The sequence below is a fragment of the Nonomuraea sp. C10 genome (assembly GCF_008017515.1).
Classification (GTDB): Bacteria; Actinomycetota; Actinomycetes; order Streptosporangiales; family Streptosporangiaceae; genus Nonomuraea; species Nonomuraea ferruginea.
Genome location: NZ_VPFF01000003.1, coordinates 31,413 through 46,812, shown reverse-complemented (window position 1 = coordinate 46,812; position 15,400 = coordinate 31,413). Strand labels below are relative to the sequence as shown.

Sequence of the window (15,400 nt, the reverse complement as noted above, 5' to 3'; positions counted from 1 at the left end):
ATGACCACGCTCGCGCCCGCGCCGTCCAGGGCCGCCGTCTTCCATCCGCTGACCGTGTCGGCGGTGGACCGGCTGTGCGAGGACGCCACCGCCATCACGTTCGCCGTCCCCGACGAGCTGCGCGCCGCGTACGCCTTCCGGGCCGGGCAGTCGCTCACGTTGCGCCGCGTCATCGACGGGCACGAGCACCGCCGCTCGTACTCGATCTGCGCCCCCGCCGGCGCCGCCCCGCGCATCGGCGTCCGCGAGATCCCCGGCGGCCTGTTCTCCTCCTGGCTCGTCCGCGAGGTGAGGCCGGGCACCGCCATCGAGGTCCAGCCGCCCACCGGCTCCTGGCGGGCCGACCCGGACCCGGGCGAGCGGCACCTGTGCGTCGCCGCCGGCTCCGGCATCACCCCGATGCTGTCGGTCGCCTCGACCGTGCTCACCCACCCGGGGGCCCACGTCTCGCTCCTGTACGGCAACCGCACCAGCCGCACCGTCATGTTCGCCGAGGAGCTCGGCGACCTGAAGAACCGCTACGGCCCCCGCCTCCAGGTCGTGCACACCTTCTCACGCGAGCCGCGCGAGGTCGAGCTGCTGTCCGGGCGGCTCGACGGCGACCGGCTGCGCCGCCTGCTCACCGGTCTCGTCCCCGTCGAGGTGTTCGACCACGTCTGGCTGTGCGGGCCGCTGCGCATGATCGAGGAAGCGCGCCCGGTGCTCGCCGAGCTGGGCGTCCCCGCGGAACGCGTGCACGTCGAGTTGTTCTACGCCGACGCCCCGCCGCCCGCGCCGAGGCGGACCGGCGACGGGATCCCGTCCGGCGCGACCACCGAGCTGACCACCGAGCTGACCACCGAGCTGACCACCGTGCTCGACGGCCGCCGCACCACCTCGACCGTCTCCCGGGAGACGACCCTCCTGGACAGCGCCCAGGCCGCCCGCGGCGACCTGCCGTTCGCCTGCAAGGGCGGCGTCTGCGGCACGTGCCGCGCCGTCGTGCGCGCGGGCGAGGTGGACATGCGCCGCAACTACGCGCTCGAACCGTACGAGGTCGCGGCCGGATTCGTGCTGACCTGCCAGACGTTCCCGGTGGGCGAGCAGGTGACCGTCGACTACGACGCCTGAGCCCGTACGACGTCAGGCCTCGTGCTTCGCCAGCCCGTCGAAGGCGACGGTGGTGATCGCGTCGGCCACCATCACCGGGTCGTAGGCGCCGTCCGGCCGGTACCACTCGACCAGCGAGTTCACCATCCCGAACAGCAACCGGCTCACCAGCGCCGGCGGCACGTTGTCGCGCAGCGCGCCCTCCGCCACGGCTTCGGCGACGAGCGCGGCCAGCCGGTCGTCGAGCCAGCGCCGCCGTTCCAGCGCCGCCAGCTCGACCTCGCTGTTGCCGCGCACCCGCAGCAGCAGCGTCACGGACGGCTGGTGCGCCACCAGCACCTCCACGCTGCGCCGCACCACCTCGCGCAGCCGCTCGTAGGCGCCGACGCCGGCCCGCTCGCGCGACGCCTCGGTCACGACGGCGGTCAGCTCGTCGAGCGCGTCGTCGAGCGCCAGGCCGAGCAGCTGCTCCTTGCTCGTGACGTGGTGGTAGATGGCCGGCTTGGTCAGCCCCAGCTCCTTGGCCAGGTCGCCCATGCTGGTGGCGTCGTACCCCCGCCGGTTGAACAGGTCGATCGCGGCCCGGAGGATCGCCGGCTGGTCATAACCGGGACGGCCCCGCCGGCGGCGCGGGGCCGGTTCGGCCTGCTCGGTCGTGGACACCGATGCAGCATCTCACGCGGCGTCATCACCCCCGCACGCACGTCGCCGCGCGTTAGGCGGACGCTCTGGCCGCCGAGGCCTTGGCGGCCCGGTCCGGGGTGACGCGGCGGCGGCGGACCGGGAGCCCGAACGTCGGGTTGGCCACGTACCAGGCGGCGCCCTTGCAGACCAGTTCCTTGTAGACGGCGGCGACCCGTCCGGTCAGAGCCGCCCGCCGCGCGCGGTCGTCGGCGGTGACGTACTGGATCAAACCCTCCTTGCGGCCCAGCGAGATGCACTGGTTGAAGTAGCGGAGCGGCGCGTTCGGGAGCTTCCCGCCGGTCAGCCCCGCCGCGATGGCGTCGGCCGCCTGCCACGCCATCGGCCCTCCCGAGGCGCACGACATCCGCAGCGGCTTGTCCCCGGCGCCCATCGCCAAGGCCGCGTCGCCGACGGCGTACACGTCCGGGTGCGAGACCGAGCGCATCATCCCGTCGACCACGATCTGGCCGGTGCCGGTGACCTTCAGGGCGGTCGCCTTCGCGATCGGGTGGACGGCGAAGCCGGTCGTCCACACGGTGACCGCGGCCGGGATGTCCCTGCCGTCCGCGGTGGCCACGCGGTCGGCGTCCACGCGGGTCACGGCGGCGTGCTCGTACACGGTGATCCCCAGCTTGCCGAAGACCTTCCACAGGTGCGCACGGCCCTTGGGCGACAGCCAGTCTCCGAGGGCGCCGTCGGCGGCGAGGGCGACGTCGAGGTCCGGGCGGGACTCGGCGATCTCGGTCGCGGCCTCCAGACCGGTGAGGCCGCCGCCGACGACCACCACCCTCTCCCCGGCGCCGAGACGGGCCAGGCGCTCCCGCAGCCTGAGCGCTCCCGGACGGCCGGCGATCTCATAGGCGTGCTCGGCGGTCCCGGGGACGCCCTGTGAGTTCCAGCCGCTGCCAAGGGCGTAGACGAGCGTGTCGTACGCGAGCTGCGCGGCGCCCTTCGGGCCGGTGACGGTGACGGTCTTGCCGTCGACGTCGACGCCGGTGACGTTCGCGATCCTCACCTCGACGCCGGTGCCGGCGAACATCTCGCTGTACGGCCGGGGCTTGAGGTCCTGGCCCGCCGCCAGCTGGTGCATGCGGATCCGCTCCACGAAGTCGGGCTCGGAGTTGACGAGAGTGATGGCGACGTCCTCGCGATGGAGCCGCTTGGCGAGACGGCCGGCGGCGATGGCCCCGGAGTAGCCGGCGCCGAGGACGATGACGCGATGCTGCATTTCCTCGCTCCTGTCTTACGCGGATGTGCCCTTTGAACCGGACAGCCCGCCGTTTCCTGACAGGAACGCGGTGTGAAGCGCCTCACAGAATGGTGAACAGGGGTTCCCCGTGATCGGACGCGGCCCAGCGCGCGGTCGCCCGTTCGAGCTTGTCGGGGTTGACCTGGTTGTAGAGCTCGGCGATGCCCTCGTCGGTGACCCTCAGGCACATGACGCCGACGACCCGGCCGTCGACGACGGCCACCACGGCGGGGCCGCCGTTGGCGGTCCAGGCGTAGACCTCGGGCGCGCCGCCGGTGAACGCGCGCTTGGCCGCGGCGGGCCTGACCAGCCCCCGGACGAACTTGGCGACCGCGACCGCGCCCTCGAACGGCTTGACCCGGGCCGGGACCTTCCCGCCGCCGTCGCCGACCGAGACGGCGTCCTCGGTGAGCAGGCGCACGAGCGGCTCGGTCTTGCCCGTGGCGGCGGCCGTCAGGAACTCCTCGATGATCCGACGGGCGGCGGCCTCGTCGACCTCGGCGCGCGCCTTGCCGGCCGCGACGTGCTTCTTGGCGCGGTGGAAGGTCTGCTGGCTGGCGGCCTCGGAGATGTCGAGGATCTCGGCGATCTCCCGGTGCGGGAAGTCGAACGCCTCCCGCAGCACGTAGACCGCCCGCTCGCCGGGGGACAGGCGCTCCATGAGGGCGAGCACCGCGTACGAGACCGACTCGCGCTGCTCGGCGGTGTCGGCGGGGCCGAGCATCGGGTCGCCGGCGAGCAGCGGCTCGGGCAGCCATCGGCCCACGTAGGTCTCGCGGCGCGCCCGCGCGGAGGTGAGCTGGTTGAGGCACAGGTTGGTGAGGACTTTCGTGAGCCACGCCTCCAGCACCTCGATGTGCTCGGCGTCGGCGGCCTGCCAGCGCAGGAACGTCTCCTGCACGGCGTCCTCGGCCTCACCGGCGGAGCCGAGAAGGCGGTAGGCGATGGCCTCCAGACGCGGCCTGGAGGCCTCGAACCGGTCGACGTCGCTCACCGTCAAGGCCATGGCCCTGATCCTAAGGCGTGCCCACGTCGCGCGGCGAGGCAGGCGTCGCCGGTCCGGTGAGCTGGGCGGTCACGGGCGTTCGACCCGGGTGGGGTCGCCTCGGACGAGCTCGTCGTGGACGCGCCAGCGGGCGGTGGTGAGGTCGCGCGCCGCGGCCTCGTCGCCGCGCTCGATGCGTTCGCGCAGCAGGCGCATGGCGAGGCGGCGGTTGAGGCTGAACAGCCGCTCGGTGTCGACCACGACGACGAGACCCGTGGGCCGGTGGGTCGCGCGCACCGCGGTGCTCGCCTTGTTGCGGTGCTGCCCGCCGGGCCCGCCGGTGCGGCAGGCGACGACGTCGACGTCCGCTTCGGCGAACGTGGTGGACGGGGCCTCGACCTCGCACGGCTGGGCGATGACATACCAGTTCTTGCGGCCCGCGCGGGCCCGGTACGGGCTGGGGGCCTGCCAGCACAGGGTCCCGGTCCACGAGGCGGCGAACGCCTCCGCGTCCGCTCCCGTGATCCGCACGACGACCGATCGGTACGTGCCGGGCCGGTCACCGGGCACGGCCTGGGCGCGCTGGGTCTCCAGACGCCGCCGGGCGGCGTCGGCTTCCAGGCGGTGCAGGAGCCGGGCCAGCGCCCAGGCGCACTCCTGCGGGCCACGCCCGGCCGACAGGAGCAGGTGGACGCTCACGACCGTCCTCTCTTACGGCGCCGGTCCCTTCCGAGGTCGGCCGTCTTGTAGGTGACCAGCGGGACCGTGGTGGCCACGGGCGTGGCCAGGCCGTGCTCCACGAGGTCGGCGATCACCTGCTCGATGCGCTTGTAGGCCGTCGGCGCCTCCTCGAAGAGCAGCTGGCGGTCGCCGCACACCACCAGCGACCCCACCGGGGTGCGGCGCAGCTCCTCGACCGTGTGCTTGGCCCGGCCCCGGCGCAGGGCGTCCGCCCGCGACATCTTGCGGCCCGCGCCGTGCGCCACGGAATGGTTCGCCTCCGGCCCGGCGTGGGCGGCCACGAGATAGGACGGGGTGCCGCGCGTGCCGGCGATGAGCACGTCCCGGCCGTCGCCCGGCGCCGCCCCCTTGCGGTGCAGGTAGACCCCGTCGCGAACCTCGACCAGGTTGTGGCACTGGTCGACGACAGGCTCGGCGGGCTCCGTACCGAGGGCGTGGGCGACCCGGGCGGCCATCAGCCGCCGGTTGAGCGAGCCCCACCGTACGGCGTCGTCGTGCATCGCCAGGTAGGCGGCGGGATCAGGAGCGGGACCGGCGCCGTGGACCTCGGTGTGCGCCCGAAGGATCCGCTCGCCCAGGCCGCGCGAACCGCTGTGGACGACGAGCACCAGGTCGCCGGCGGCCAGCCCGAGCCGGCTCGCGTGGTCGGGCTCGAAGACGGTCCCGACGCGCGCCAGCTCGACGAAGTGGTTGCCCCGGCCGACCGTGCCGAGCCCTTCGACGTGACCGGCGGGGATGTCGCCCCGCACCACGTCCCACGCCGGGTCGTCGGCGTCCGGCGCGTGGTCGAGGTCGGGGAACCGGGCGGCGAGTCTGGCCGGGTCGGCGCGCCTGAGCCTGATGGGGAACACGGCGATGCCGCAACCGATGTCGGAGCCCACCAGGAACGGGTACAGCGTGGCGGACGTCATGGCGGCGCCGATGGGGGCGCCCTTGCCCGGGTGCAGGTCAGGCATGGCGGCGACGTGGATCATGCCGTCGAGCGCGGCCACCTGGTGACACTGGTCCAGGGCGTCGGACTCGATCCAGCTCGTGGGGGAGGCGAACACGGCGACGGTGGCCGAGGTTTGCTGAGACAAGACGCTCTCTTCGCTGAACAGGATGGGGGATCAGGGGGCGTTGTCCGTCAAAGCATCATGGACACCACATTCCCGGACGATGATCACGCGAGGCAACCGGTTTTCGGCCGTACGGTCACCCGACGTCGATGTAGCCGGCCGGGGCGCTGATCGTCCGGGACCCGCCCCAGTCGTGGAAGCGGATGTCCACGGTCATGAAGAGACCGCTCACCGGCTCGGGCACGACCGAGCTCATCGGGCCGGACGCCTGGACGCGGCGCGGCAGCCCGTCGGAGCCGATCCACATCGACCAGGAGTGCTCCGCGTCGCCGGACAGGGCCGCCGGGACCACACTCATGGGCAGGGAGAGAAGTCTCTTCCCGGCGGCCTGGTGGAGCCGATCGCCGGTGATGACACCGCTGTGCCGTACGGTCCCCGCCCCGTCCGGCGCCGCCGAGACGGACGCGGCGAGCAGCGCCTCGGCGACCCCGGGCCGGAGCACGTCCACGAGGCAGCCGATGTAGGACGGCACGTCGCAGGTCACCTCGTCGACCACGAGGGGCATCCGTGACCAGGGCGGCCGGTCGTAGTAGACGTGGCCTCCGGTCTGGATCGAGTGCAGGGACCGTGGCCCGTCGTGGGACGACTCCAGGACGAGGTCCGCCGCGTCCGCTCCCGACGGGCTGAGCTTCAGCACGCCGCGCTGGCGGAAGGCGTGTCCAGCGGGCGCGTCGTCGGCCCGGACGGTGAGCTCGACGTCCACGCGTACGGTGGACCGCCGGGCGAACTCGTGGTCGAGCGCCGCCACGTCGGGGGACGGCGGAGCGCAGGCGGTGAGTGTCAGTACGGCGGCGAGCGCGACGAGGAATCTGGTCATCCCGTCATCTCCGGATTCTCCAGGGAAGTCCTACTCCGTTGGATGCGCAGGTACGTCACGGATCGATGCCGGATGGGACTCGCTCGGTTCTCATGGAGTTCTCAGGCGGAGTTTGTAGCACTTTCGCCTGAAATTTATGACGATGGGGCGATGGAGCACGTGCCGCAGGAGACGGGTGCGGCCGAGGCTCAGGGAACTCAGGGAGCCATGGCCGGTAGGGCTCGGTGGTTCGTCGTCGGGGGAGTGGCACTCGTCGTCGTGGCCGTGCTGGCGTACTGGCTGGGAAGCAGCGGCGGGAACGGCGAGGAGGCCGCGCCCGCGCCGAGCGCGACGCCGACCCCCAGCGCGACCCTCACGGTGCCCGAGGTCTTCGACAGGGTCGGGCCGTCGGTGGTGGTCATCCGCGCCGGGAAGTCGCTCGGCACCGGAGTGATCGCGGCCGAGGACGGCACGATCCTGACGGCGCACCACGTCGTCGAGGACGCGAAGGACGTCAGCCTGACGTTCGCCGACGGCACCAGGGCGAAGGCCGCCGTCGTGTCGTCCGACCCCAAGCTCGACATCGCGATGCTCAAGCCCGCGAAGCTGCCGGAGATCGTCGTCCCGGCGACGCTCGGCGGCGCCGCGGCCGTGGGCGCGCCCGTCGTGGCGATCGGCAACCCGCTGGGCCTGGCCTACAGCGTCTCCACCGGCGTCGTGTCGGGCCTGAACCGCAGCACCGACAAGGGCGGCCTGAGAGGGCTCATCCAGTTCGACGCCTCCGTCAACCCGGGCAGCTCCGGCGGCCCCCTCCTGGACGCCCGCGGCCTGGTCATCGGCATCGTCGTCTCGATCGCCGACCCGGGAGGCGACGAGGCGTTCGCCGGCATCGCGTTCGCGGTGCCGATCGGCGCCGCCCTGGGCGGTGACGAAGGCGACGGCCCGCCGGGCGACGGACCCCAGATCTGACCGAAGGAATGCGATGACCTCTTCCCCCGACCAGGCCCACCCGCTCGAACAGGTGCTGTTCGAGGTCAAACGCACCATCGTCGGGCAGGACGTGCTGCTGGAGCGGATGGCCGTGGCGCTGGTCGCCGACGGGCACCTGCTCGTCGAGGGCGTCCCCGGCCTGGCCAAGACGCTCGCGGTGCGGTCGCTGGCCGCCGCGATCGCCGGAAGCTTCCAGCGCGTCCAGTTCACCCCCGACCTGGTGCCCGCCGACCTCGTGGGCACGCGGGTCTACCACCAGCACTCCGGCGAGTTCCGGACCGAGCTCGGCCCGGTGTTCGCGAACCTGCTGCTGGCCGACGAGATCAACCGCGCCCCGGCCAAGGTGCAGAGCGCCCTGCTGGAGGTGATGCAGGAGCACCAGGTGACGATCGGCCGCGAGACGTTCCGGGTGCCCGAGCCGTTCCTGGTCATGGCGACCGAGAACCCGATCGAGTCGGAGGGCACCTACCCGCTGCCCGAGGCGCAGGTCGACCGTTTCATGATGAAGGTGGTCGTCGACTATCCGACCCAGGCCGAGGAGCAGGCGATCGTCAGCCGGGCGCTGCGCCCGCCCCAGCCGCCGCAGCCCATGGTCACGGCCGAGGACCTGATGGCCATGCGCGCCCGCGCCCAGCACGTCTACGTCGACCCGGCGATCGTCGACTACGCGGTACGGCTGGTCGCCGTGACGCGTTCCCCCGCGACGGCCGGGCTCGGCGAGCTGGAACCGTACGTCACCCACGGGGCGAGCCCGCGGGCGTCCATCGCGCTGGTCACGGGCGCCCGCGCGCTGGCGTTCCTGCGCGGCCGCGACTACGTCCTGCCGCACGACCTGACCGAGCTCGCGCTCGACGTGCTCCGCCACCGCCTGGTGCTGTCCTACGAGGCGCTCGCGGACGACGTCGACGCCGACACGATCATCACCAGGGTGCTCGGGGCCGTCTGGACGCCCGACGTCGTCCTGCAGAACCGCTGATGGCCACCGCCCCCGAGAAGCTCCTGCTCCGCCTGGAGTGGAAGGTCGTCCGCAGGCTCGACGGCCGGCTCCAGGGCGCCCACCGCACCGCGCACCGCGGCTCCGGGATCGACTTCACCGGCCTGCGCCCGTACGGAGAAGGCGACGACGCCCGGCACATCGACTGGAACGTGACCGCGCGGCTGGACGAGCCGCACCTGCGGGTGTTCACCGAGGACCGCGAGCTGACGGTCTGGCTGGTGCTCGACCGGTCGGCGTCGATGGCGGCCGGCCGGCCGGGACGCGGCAAGCACGACGTGCTGGCCGAGCTCGCGCTCGTCCTGGCCCGGCTGTTCGGCCGGGGCGGCAACCGCGTCGGCGCCCTGCTGTTCGACACCGGGGTGCTGCGCGTCGTGCCGCCCGGCACCTCCCGGCGGCACACGCTGCGGATCGGCGCCGAACTGGCCCGCACCGGTCAGGCCCGCGGCGGCGCCACCACCGACCTGGCGGAGATGCTCGACGCGGCCGGACGGCTGGCCCGCCGCCGCGCGCTCGTCGTCGTGCTGTCGGACTTCATCGGCGACGGCGACTGGGAACGCTCGCTCCAGCGCCTGGCCCGGCGGCACGAGGTGGTCGCCCTGCGGATCGCGGACACCGCCGACGACGTGCTGCCCGAAGCCGGGCTGATCGTCGTCGAGGACGCCGAGACCGGCGAGCAACTCGTCGTCGACTCCGCCGACCCGCTGCTCCGGGTCCGGTTCCGCCAGGCCGTCGACGACCGCGACGCCCGGCTCGCGGCGGGCATGCGCCGCGCCGGGGTGCCCGTCCACCGCGTCGACACCGACCGCGACCTGGCCGAGGCGCTCGTCGAGGTCGTCGCCCGCACCCGGGACCGGTCGCCATGACCCTGTCGTCGCCGCTGCTGCTGGTCCTCGGGCTGGTCGTCACCGTGGCGCTCGCCTGGGCGGCCGTCGTCTCGGCGCGCCGCCGGACGGCGGCACTCGCCGCGGCCGGGGTCGTCGCGCGGGGCGGGCGCGGGACGTACCTCGGAGCCGGTCTGACGATCGCCGGCGTCGGGGTGCTCGCGATCGCCACCGCGGGACCGGCGGCCATGGTGCCGGTGCCGCGGACCGCGGGCACCGTCATCCTCGCCATCGACGTCTCCAACAGCATGAGCGCCGACGACGTCGCGCCCACCCGGCTGGCGGCCGCGCAGCGGGCGGCCCGCGCGTTCGTGGCGGCCCAGCCCGACAGCGTCGACATCGGCGTGGTCGCGTTCGAACGGGGCGCCCTCACCACGGCGCGGCCCGACGCCGACCACTCCATCGCGCTCAAGGCCATCGACCGGCTGAAGGTCACCGGCGGCACCTCGCTCGGGACGGCCATCACCGCCTCGCTCTCGGCGATCACCGGCAAGCAGGTGGCGGTCGGCCGCGACGGCGCCGCGCCCGACATCGGCTACTGGCCGTCGGCCACGATCGTGATGTTCTCCGACGGCCAGAACCGGGGCGGCGACCTGGAACAGGCCGCGGCCGTGGCCCAGAAGGCGGGCGTCCAGGTCCACACCGTCGGGATCGGCACCACGGCCGGGGCGACGGTGAAGGTCGACGGCTTCCACCTGCAGAGCTCGCTCGAAGAGGACACCCTCACCGCGATCGCGCGGACCACCGGCGGCGCCTACCACCCCGCCTCCGACGCCGCGCGGCTCGACGGCGTCGCCGACACGATCGACCTGCGGCTCACCGTCTCCGACGAGCCGCTGCCCCTCGCCGGCGGCCTGATCGGGCTCGCCCTCGCGCTGCTCACCGCAGGAGCGGCGCTCACCGTGCTCCGGTCTGGACGGGTGATCTGAATGACGTTGTCGTGGCCGTGGGCGCTCCTGTCAGTCATGGTCATCCCGCTGATCTTCGCCGTCCGCTGGTGGGCGCTGCGCCGCCGCCGGCGCGCCGCCGTACGCGTGACCTCGATCGCGCTCGTGCGCACCGCCCTGCCCGGCCGCACCCGCTGGACCCGCAAGATCCCCCCGGCGCTGCTCGTGGCCGGGCTCGTGCTGCTGGTCGTCGGGGCGGCGCGGCCGCAGGCGTCGGTGCCGGTGCCTCAGACGTCGGCGACGATCCTGCTCGCGCTCGACACCTCCGGCTCCATGTGCTCCACGGACGTGGACCCCAACCGCATCACCGCCGCGAGGAAAGCCGCGGCGGAGTTCATCGAGTCGCAGCGCGGCGGCCCGCGCATCGGCCTGGTCACCTTCGCCGGCACCGCGGGCCTGCTCGTCCCGCCCACCGACGACACCGACGCGCTGATCGAGGCGCTGGACGGACTCACCGTGGCCCGCGGCACCGCCATCGGGCAGGCCGTGCTCACCTCGATCGACGCGATCGCCGAGGTCGACCCGTCGGTCGCCCCCACCGGGGCCGACCCTGGCGGTGCCGGGGAAGGCTACGCCGGCGCCGCGATCGTCGTCCTCACCGACGGGGCCAACACCCAGGGCGTCGACCCCGAGACCGCCGCCAGGGAAGCGGCCCTGCGCCGCGTCCGCGTCTTCCCCATCGGCTTCGGCACCACGAACCCGGCCCCGATGGTCTGCGACAACTCGCAGTTCGACGGCCGAGGCTGGGGCGGCGGCTGGGGCGGTGGCTGGGGCGGCCGGGGCGGATTCGACCGGGGCGGCCGGAACGTCCGCATGATCGACGAGCCCGCGCTCAAGGAGATCGCCGAGACCACCGGCGGCGCCTACCACCGCGCCGAGAACGCCGACCAGCTCCAGAGCGCCCTCGACGCACTCCCCGGCACCTTCACCGTCGTCCGTCAGCGGGTCGACACGGCCGCCGCCTTCGCCGCCGGCGGCGCCGTCCTCATCACCGCCGCCCTGTCCCTCTCCCTCTGGTGGAACCGCCCCCGGACTCCGGCCCGCTGACGGGCCGTCCGTGAACTCCCACACCAAGGCCGGGAGATCGTAAAACGCCGTTTCCGGCAAGGGACATGTGGAAGATCTCGGTCACCCCTCCCCGGATGACTGTGCGGCGTCGAAGGCGAGGGCCCTTGATCTCGGTGGTGCTGGCTCTGCTGGCCGCGGCCTCCAACGCCGCTGCCTCCAACCTCCAGCGTCAGGCGGCGCTGTCCCTGCCCCAGCAGGAGGAGTTCGGGCCGCGGCAGGTCCTGGCGCTGGTCCGGCGTCCGGTCTGGCTGGCCGGGATCGCCGCGCTCATCGGCGGCTTCGTCTTCCAGGCCGCGGCGCTGGCGACCGGACCCCTGGCGCTGGTCCAGCCGGTCCTCGTCACGGAGCTGCCGTTCACGCTGGTCCTGATCCCGCTGATCCTGGGCGGGCACGTGGGGCGGCGGCCGTGGCTCGCGGTCGCGGCCATGACCGGCGGGCTGGCGATCTTCCTGCTGAGCGCGGCGCCCGGCGTCGGCCACGATCGTCCCAGCACGGAGGTGTGGGCCCTGGCGGCGACCGCGACGGTCGGGGCGATCTTCGGACTCTGCGCGGTCGCGTACCTCTTCGGCGGCCGTGGCCGGCCCGCGCTGTTCGGGGTGGCGACGGGCTTCGGGTTCGCCTTCACCGCCGCGCTCATCAAGGAGAGCACCATGATCCTGGAGAGCGATCCGGGGTCTCTGGCGACCTCGTGGCAGCCGTACGCGATGGTGGTCGCGGGGCTGTGCAGCCTGTTCCTCCTGCAGATCACGTTCCGGAGCGGGCCGCTGGTGGTCGCGCAGCCGGCGCTGACCATCAGCGACCCCGTCGCCGGCATCCTGTACGGCACCCTGATGTTCGGGGAGGACGTCCGCACGGGGCCGTGGATCGTCCTTGAGGCGGCCGGCATCTGCGTGATCTTCCTCGGCACCGTGATGCTCGCGAGGACGCCCTTGCTCAAGGACTCGCCGTCAACGTAGCAGCACCGCCTCGGCCGGCGCGGCGTCGAAGAGGGCCGATGCCCGGGCGAGCAGGCGGTCGCGCCGGCGCGCGTCCCGCAACTGATCGAGCGCGCGTACGAGAGTCGCGGCGTCGGGCGCGTGCACCGTCACCTCCGCACGGGCCATGGCGAGCGCGCCGTCGAGCCCGTGTCCCGGGATGGGCCGGTAGGAGATGACGGGCAGTCCCGCGGCGAAGGCCTCCTCGCAGGTCAGCCCCGCGCCGTTGTCGACCAGGGCGTAGGCCGCCGACATGAGCGCGGGCATGTCCTCCTGCCAGCCGAGGGCCAGCCCTCCGTGGGCGCCGGCGAGACGGCGGCGCAGCCCGGCGTCGCGCCCGCACAGGATGACCGGCACGTACCGGCCGGAACGCGCCACGATCCGGGCGGTCTCCGCGACGTGTCCCACTCCCCACGATCCCGAGGAGATGAGCACCAGCCGGTCGCCGGGCGCGGCGCCGATGCGGGCCCGGACGTCGCCGGCAGCCGGCCGCGTACGGTCGAGGAACGCCGGCCGGACGACCGGGGCGTGCACGGACGCGGGCCGGCCCGTCAGCGCGGCGATGCGCGGGATCGTCGCCGGGTTCGGGCACAGATACCGGTCGTTGCCCGGGTGCAGCCACAGCCGGTGCACGGCGAAGTCGGTCACGAGCACGGTGCTCGTCGCCGGAAGCCGGCCACGCCGCCGCAGCGTCCCGGTCACCTGGGCCGCGACATGGAAGGTCGAGATCACCTCGTCCGGCAGGAGGTGCGAGACCAGGCGCAGCAGCCGAACCCCGGCGAGCGCCGTCAAGGGGGAGACCGAGGGGGCGCGTTTGGCCGCGAAGAATACCCGGTAGATGACCTCGTACAGCCACGGAGCGCGCCTGATCATCCAGCGGTACGACCCGCGCAACAGGCGGCCCAGGCGGAGGGGGAGCAGATGAAGCACGTCGACGACCTGCACGTCGGCGCCCAGGGAAGTGAGGCGGCGGGCCAGTTCCGCCGCCACGGCGTCGTGCCCGGCGCCCATGGCGGCGCTGATGATCAGCAGACGCCTGCCCTCGGCGCTCATCGTCCGGCCCGCGGGGAGACGAGATGATCAAGCGGGCCGCGCTGCCGCTGGCGCTGGCGGGGCTGGCGTTCGCCCACGTCGGTCCTGGCGCCACCTGGCTGGCCACGGCGCGGCGCCGGCTGCCCCGGCTGGCGGGCGCGGGCCGCGACGACCATGTCGCGCTGACCTTCGACGACGGTCCCGATCCGCGTTCCACGCCGTTCTTCCTGGACGAGCTCGGCCGGCTCGGCTGCCGGGCCACGTTCTTCGTCCTCGGGGAGATGCTCGAACGCCATCCTGAGGTGGGGCGACGGATCGTGGCCGAGGGGCACGAGATGGCGGTGCACGGCTGGCGGCACACCAACGCCCTCGTCACCCGTCCGGGAGCGGTCACCTCGGAGATGGGCCGGACAGCCGATCTCGTCCGGTCGTTCACCGGGGTCCGGCCCGTCTGGTACCGGCCGCCGTACGGGGTGCTCAGCGCCGAGGCGCTGGTCGCGACCCGGCTGCACCGGCTCCGCCCGGTGCTGTGCACCGTGTCGGGCCAGGACTGGACGGCTTCGGCCACGCCGGAGTCCGTCATGGCGCGACTGCGCCCGGGGCTCGGGGGCGGCGCGACCGTCGTGCTGCACGACACCGATCACACGTCCGCCGCCGGCTGCTGGCGTTCGGCGCTCGGCGCGCTGCCCGAGGTGGTCGGCCATTGCCGCCGGGCGGGGCTGCGGGTCGGGCCGCTGCGCGACCACGAGGTCGGCAGCGGGCGCGGTGACGTGCGGATGTCGTGACAGGCAGGACACAGCGGCCCTCCTCGATATAAGTGCGGATATTGTGTGTCCGGTGCCTGGAACGGCGAAACCGGAGTTTCCCAGATTTTGATTGACCGGGGCTTCTCCGTGGAATTCCGCTGAAAAAGTAAAACGGGGATCGTGGCCGCTTAATAAGTGCCCGGACAAGTTACTTCGGCTCGTTTTGGGCAGCACACGGCGGGCATTCGTTGGCAATGGCGTCGCGCGGGACCGGTACGTACGATTTCATATCGAAAGCCGGCCAGGAGAACTTTCCAGTAGCACTGAGAATGCTGCCGGTCCATTACCGGAACCATTTGGCAGCCGTGTACGGGTTCGCGCGCTTCGTCGATGACCTGGGCGACGAGGGGGAGCCGGGCGACCGGTCGCGGCTGCTCGACGACGTCGAGACGGACCTGGACCGCCTCTACGGGGGATCCGGACCGCGCCTGCCCGTGGTCCGCGCGCTCACCCGGACGGTGGAGAGCTGCGCGGTTCCGGCCGAGCCCTTCCGCCGGCTGCTGGAGGCCAACCGGCGCGACCAGACGGTCACCCGGTATGACACCTTCGACGACCTTCTGGGTTACTGCGAGCTGTCGGCGAACCCCGTCGGGCACATCGTCCTGCACGTGTTCGCCTCGGCCGATCCGCCGCGGCTGGCCTGGTCCGATCGCGTCTGCTCCGCGTTGCAGATCCTCGAACACTGCCAGGACGTCGGCGAGGACCACGCGCGCGGCCGGATCTACCTGCCCGCCCAGGATCTGCGCCGGTTCGGCTGCGCCGAGGCCGACCTGTCCTCCCGCACCACTCCGGGCAGGCTGCGCCGCGTCGTGGCCCTGCAGACCGTGCGGGCCGCGGAGATGCTGCGCGAGGGCCGCCCGCTCGTCGCCTCGCTGTCCGGATACGCCCGGCCGGCGGTCGCCGGATACGTCGCCGGCGGCCTGGCCACCGTCGCCGCGCTCGACCGGGCGGGCCATGACGTCCTGGGCCGCGCCGTCCGCCCGCGTCGCGGCCGCCTGCTCGCCTCCTGGCTCCGCATTCTCACTACCTGGAGGTGAAGAACC

General features: G+C 73.2%; 16 protein-coding genes. 9 read left to right on the top strand and 7 right to left on the bottom strand.

Annotated elements, in window-relative coordinates; all coding sequences use genetic code 11:
- Nucleotides 1-1,110, top strand: coding sequence for a 1,2-phenylacetyl-CoA epoxidase subunit PaaE (paaE, locus tag FR742_RS31595; protein ID WP_148034987.1), 1,110 nt, complete (start codon nucleotides 1-3; stop codon nucleotides 1,108-1,110).
- A 12-nt stretch (nucleotides 1,111-1,122) separates the two neighbouring features.
- On the opposite strand, the gene FR742_RS31590 is transcribed toward paaE, so the two are convergent.
- The 6 genes from FR742_RS31590 to FR742_RS31565 all read right to left on the bottom strand — a co-directional run bounded on the left by FR742_RS31590 (nucleotide 1,123) and on the right by FR742_RS31565 (nucleotide 6,683).
- Nucleotides 1,123-1,752: a TetR/AcrR family transcriptional regulator gene (locus FR742_RS31590; protein WP_148034986.1), complete on the bottom strand. Its 630-nt coding sequence runs from the start codon at nucleotides 1,750-1,752 to the stop codon at nucleotides 1,123-1,125.
- Between the two features lie 52 nt (nucleotides 1,753-1,804).
- Complete coding sequence (locus FR742_RS31585) at nucleotides 1,805-3,001, bottom strand: NAD(P)/FAD-dependent oxidoreductase (RefSeq protein WP_148034985.1); 1,197 nt, start codon at nucleotides 2,999-3,001, stop codon at nucleotides 1,805-1,807.
- Between the two features lie 82 nt (nucleotides 3,002-3,083).
- A complete protein-coding gene (locus FR742_RS31580) occupies nucleotides 3,084-4,028 on the bottom strand; it encodes an RNA polymerase sigma-70 factor (protein ID WP_148034984.1) in 945 nt (314 codons plus the stop codon).
- A gap of 69 nt (nucleotides 4,029-4,097) precedes the next feature.
- Nucleotides 4,098-4,706 carry a peptide chain release factor H gene (gene prfH / locus FR742_RS31575; protein ID WP_148034983.1) on the bottom strand — a complete coding sequence of 203 codons (609 nt, stop codon included), beginning with the start codon at nucleotides 4,704-4,706 and terminating at the stop codon, nucleotides 4,098-4,100.
- Nucleotides 4,703-5,827 carry an RNA ligase RtcB family protein gene (locus FR742_RS31570; RefSeq protein WP_261808902.1) on the bottom strand — a complete coding sequence of 375 codons (1,125 nt, stop codon included), beginning with the start codon at nucleotides 5,825-5,827 and terminating at the stop codon, nucleotides 4,703-4,705. Before FR742_RS31570 ends, prfH begins: the two co-directional genes overlap by 4 nt.
- A 115-nt stretch (nucleotides 5,828-5,942) precedes the next feature.
- Nucleotides 5,943-6,683, bottom strand: a complete 741-nt coding sequence (locus FR742_RS31565) for a hypothetical protein (protein ID WP_148034981.1) — start codon at nucleotides 6,681-6,683, stop codon at nucleotides 5,943-5,945.
- Between the two features lie 207 nt (nucleotides 6,684-6,890).
- Here FR742_RS31565 and FR742_RS31560 point away from each other — a divergent pair, with 207 nt between their 5' ends.
- From FR742_RS31560 to FR742_RS31535, 6 genes are all read left to right on the top strand, one after another.
- Nucleotides 6,891-7,631: a S1C family serine protease gene (locus tag FR742_RS31560; RefSeq protein ID WP_261808901.1), complete on the top strand. Its 741-nt coding sequence runs from the start codon at nucleotides 6,891-6,893 to the stop codon at nucleotides 7,629-7,631.
- Nucleotides 7,632-7,644: 13 nt separating this feature from the next.
- A complete protein-coding gene (locus FR742_RS31555) occupies nucleotides 7,645-8,628 on the top strand; it encodes a MoxR family ATPase (RefSeq protein WP_148034979.1) in 984 nt (327 codons plus the stop codon).
- Entirely contained in the window at nucleotides 8,628-9,512 is an 885-nt protein-coding gene (locus FR742_RS31550) for a DUF58 domain-containing protein (protein ID WP_148034978.1), read from the top strand. The genes FR742_RS31555 and FR742_RS31550 overlap by 1 nt, the downstream gene beginning before the upstream one ends.
- Nucleotides 9,509-10,459, top strand: coding sequence for a VWA domain-containing protein (locus FR742_RS31545; RefSeq protein ID WP_148034977.1), 951 nt, complete (start codon nucleotides 9,509-9,511; stop codon nucleotides 10,457-10,459). Before FR742_RS31550 ends, FR742_RS31545 begins: the two co-directional genes overlap by 4 nt.
- Nucleotides 10,460-11,524 (top strand): VWA domain-containing protein, encoded by a 1,065-nt coding sequence (locus FR742_RS31540; RefSeq protein ID WP_148034976.1) that lies wholly within the window; start codon nucleotides 10,460-10,462, stop codon nucleotides 11,522-11,524. It begins immediately after the preceding gene.
- A 134-nt stretch (nucleotides 11,525-11,658) separates the two neighbouring features.
- Nucleotides 11,659-12,501 carry a DMT family transporter gene (locus FR742_RS31535; RefSeq protein ID WP_261809093.1) on the top strand — a complete coding sequence of 281 codons (843 nt, stop codon included), beginning with the start codon at nucleotides 11,659-11,661 and terminating at the stop codon, nucleotides 12,499-12,501.
- Here FR742_RS31535 and FR742_RS31530 read toward each other — a convergent pair.
- A complete protein-coding gene (locus tag FR742_RS31530; protein ID WP_148034974.1) occupies nucleotides 12,493-13,572 on the bottom strand; it encodes an MGDG synthase family glycosyltransferase in 1,080 nt (359 codons plus the stop codon). The genes FR742_RS31535 and FR742_RS31530 overlap by 9 nt on opposite strands.
- A gap of 23 nt (nucleotides 13,573-13,595) precedes the next feature.
- Here FR742_RS31530 and FR742_RS31525 point away from each other — a divergent pair, with 23 nt between their 5' ends.
- Both FR742_RS31525 and hpnC read left to right on the top strand, forming a co-directional pair.
- On the top strand, nucleotides 13,596-14,336 hold the full coding sequence (locus FR742_RS31525; RefSeq protein ID WP_222709213.1) for a polysaccharide deacetylase family protein: 741 nt from the start codon (nucleotides 13,596-13,598) through the stop codon (nucleotides 14,334-14,336).
- Nucleotides 14,337-14,551: 215 nt separating this feature from the next.
- Complete coding sequence (gene hpnC / locus FR742_RS31520; RefSeq protein ID WP_148034973.1) at nucleotides 14,552-15,394, top strand: squalene synthase HpnC; 843 nt, start codon at nucleotides 14,552-14,554, stop codon at nucleotides 15,392-15,394.
- Nucleotides 15,395-15,400 lie beyond the last annotated feature (6 nt).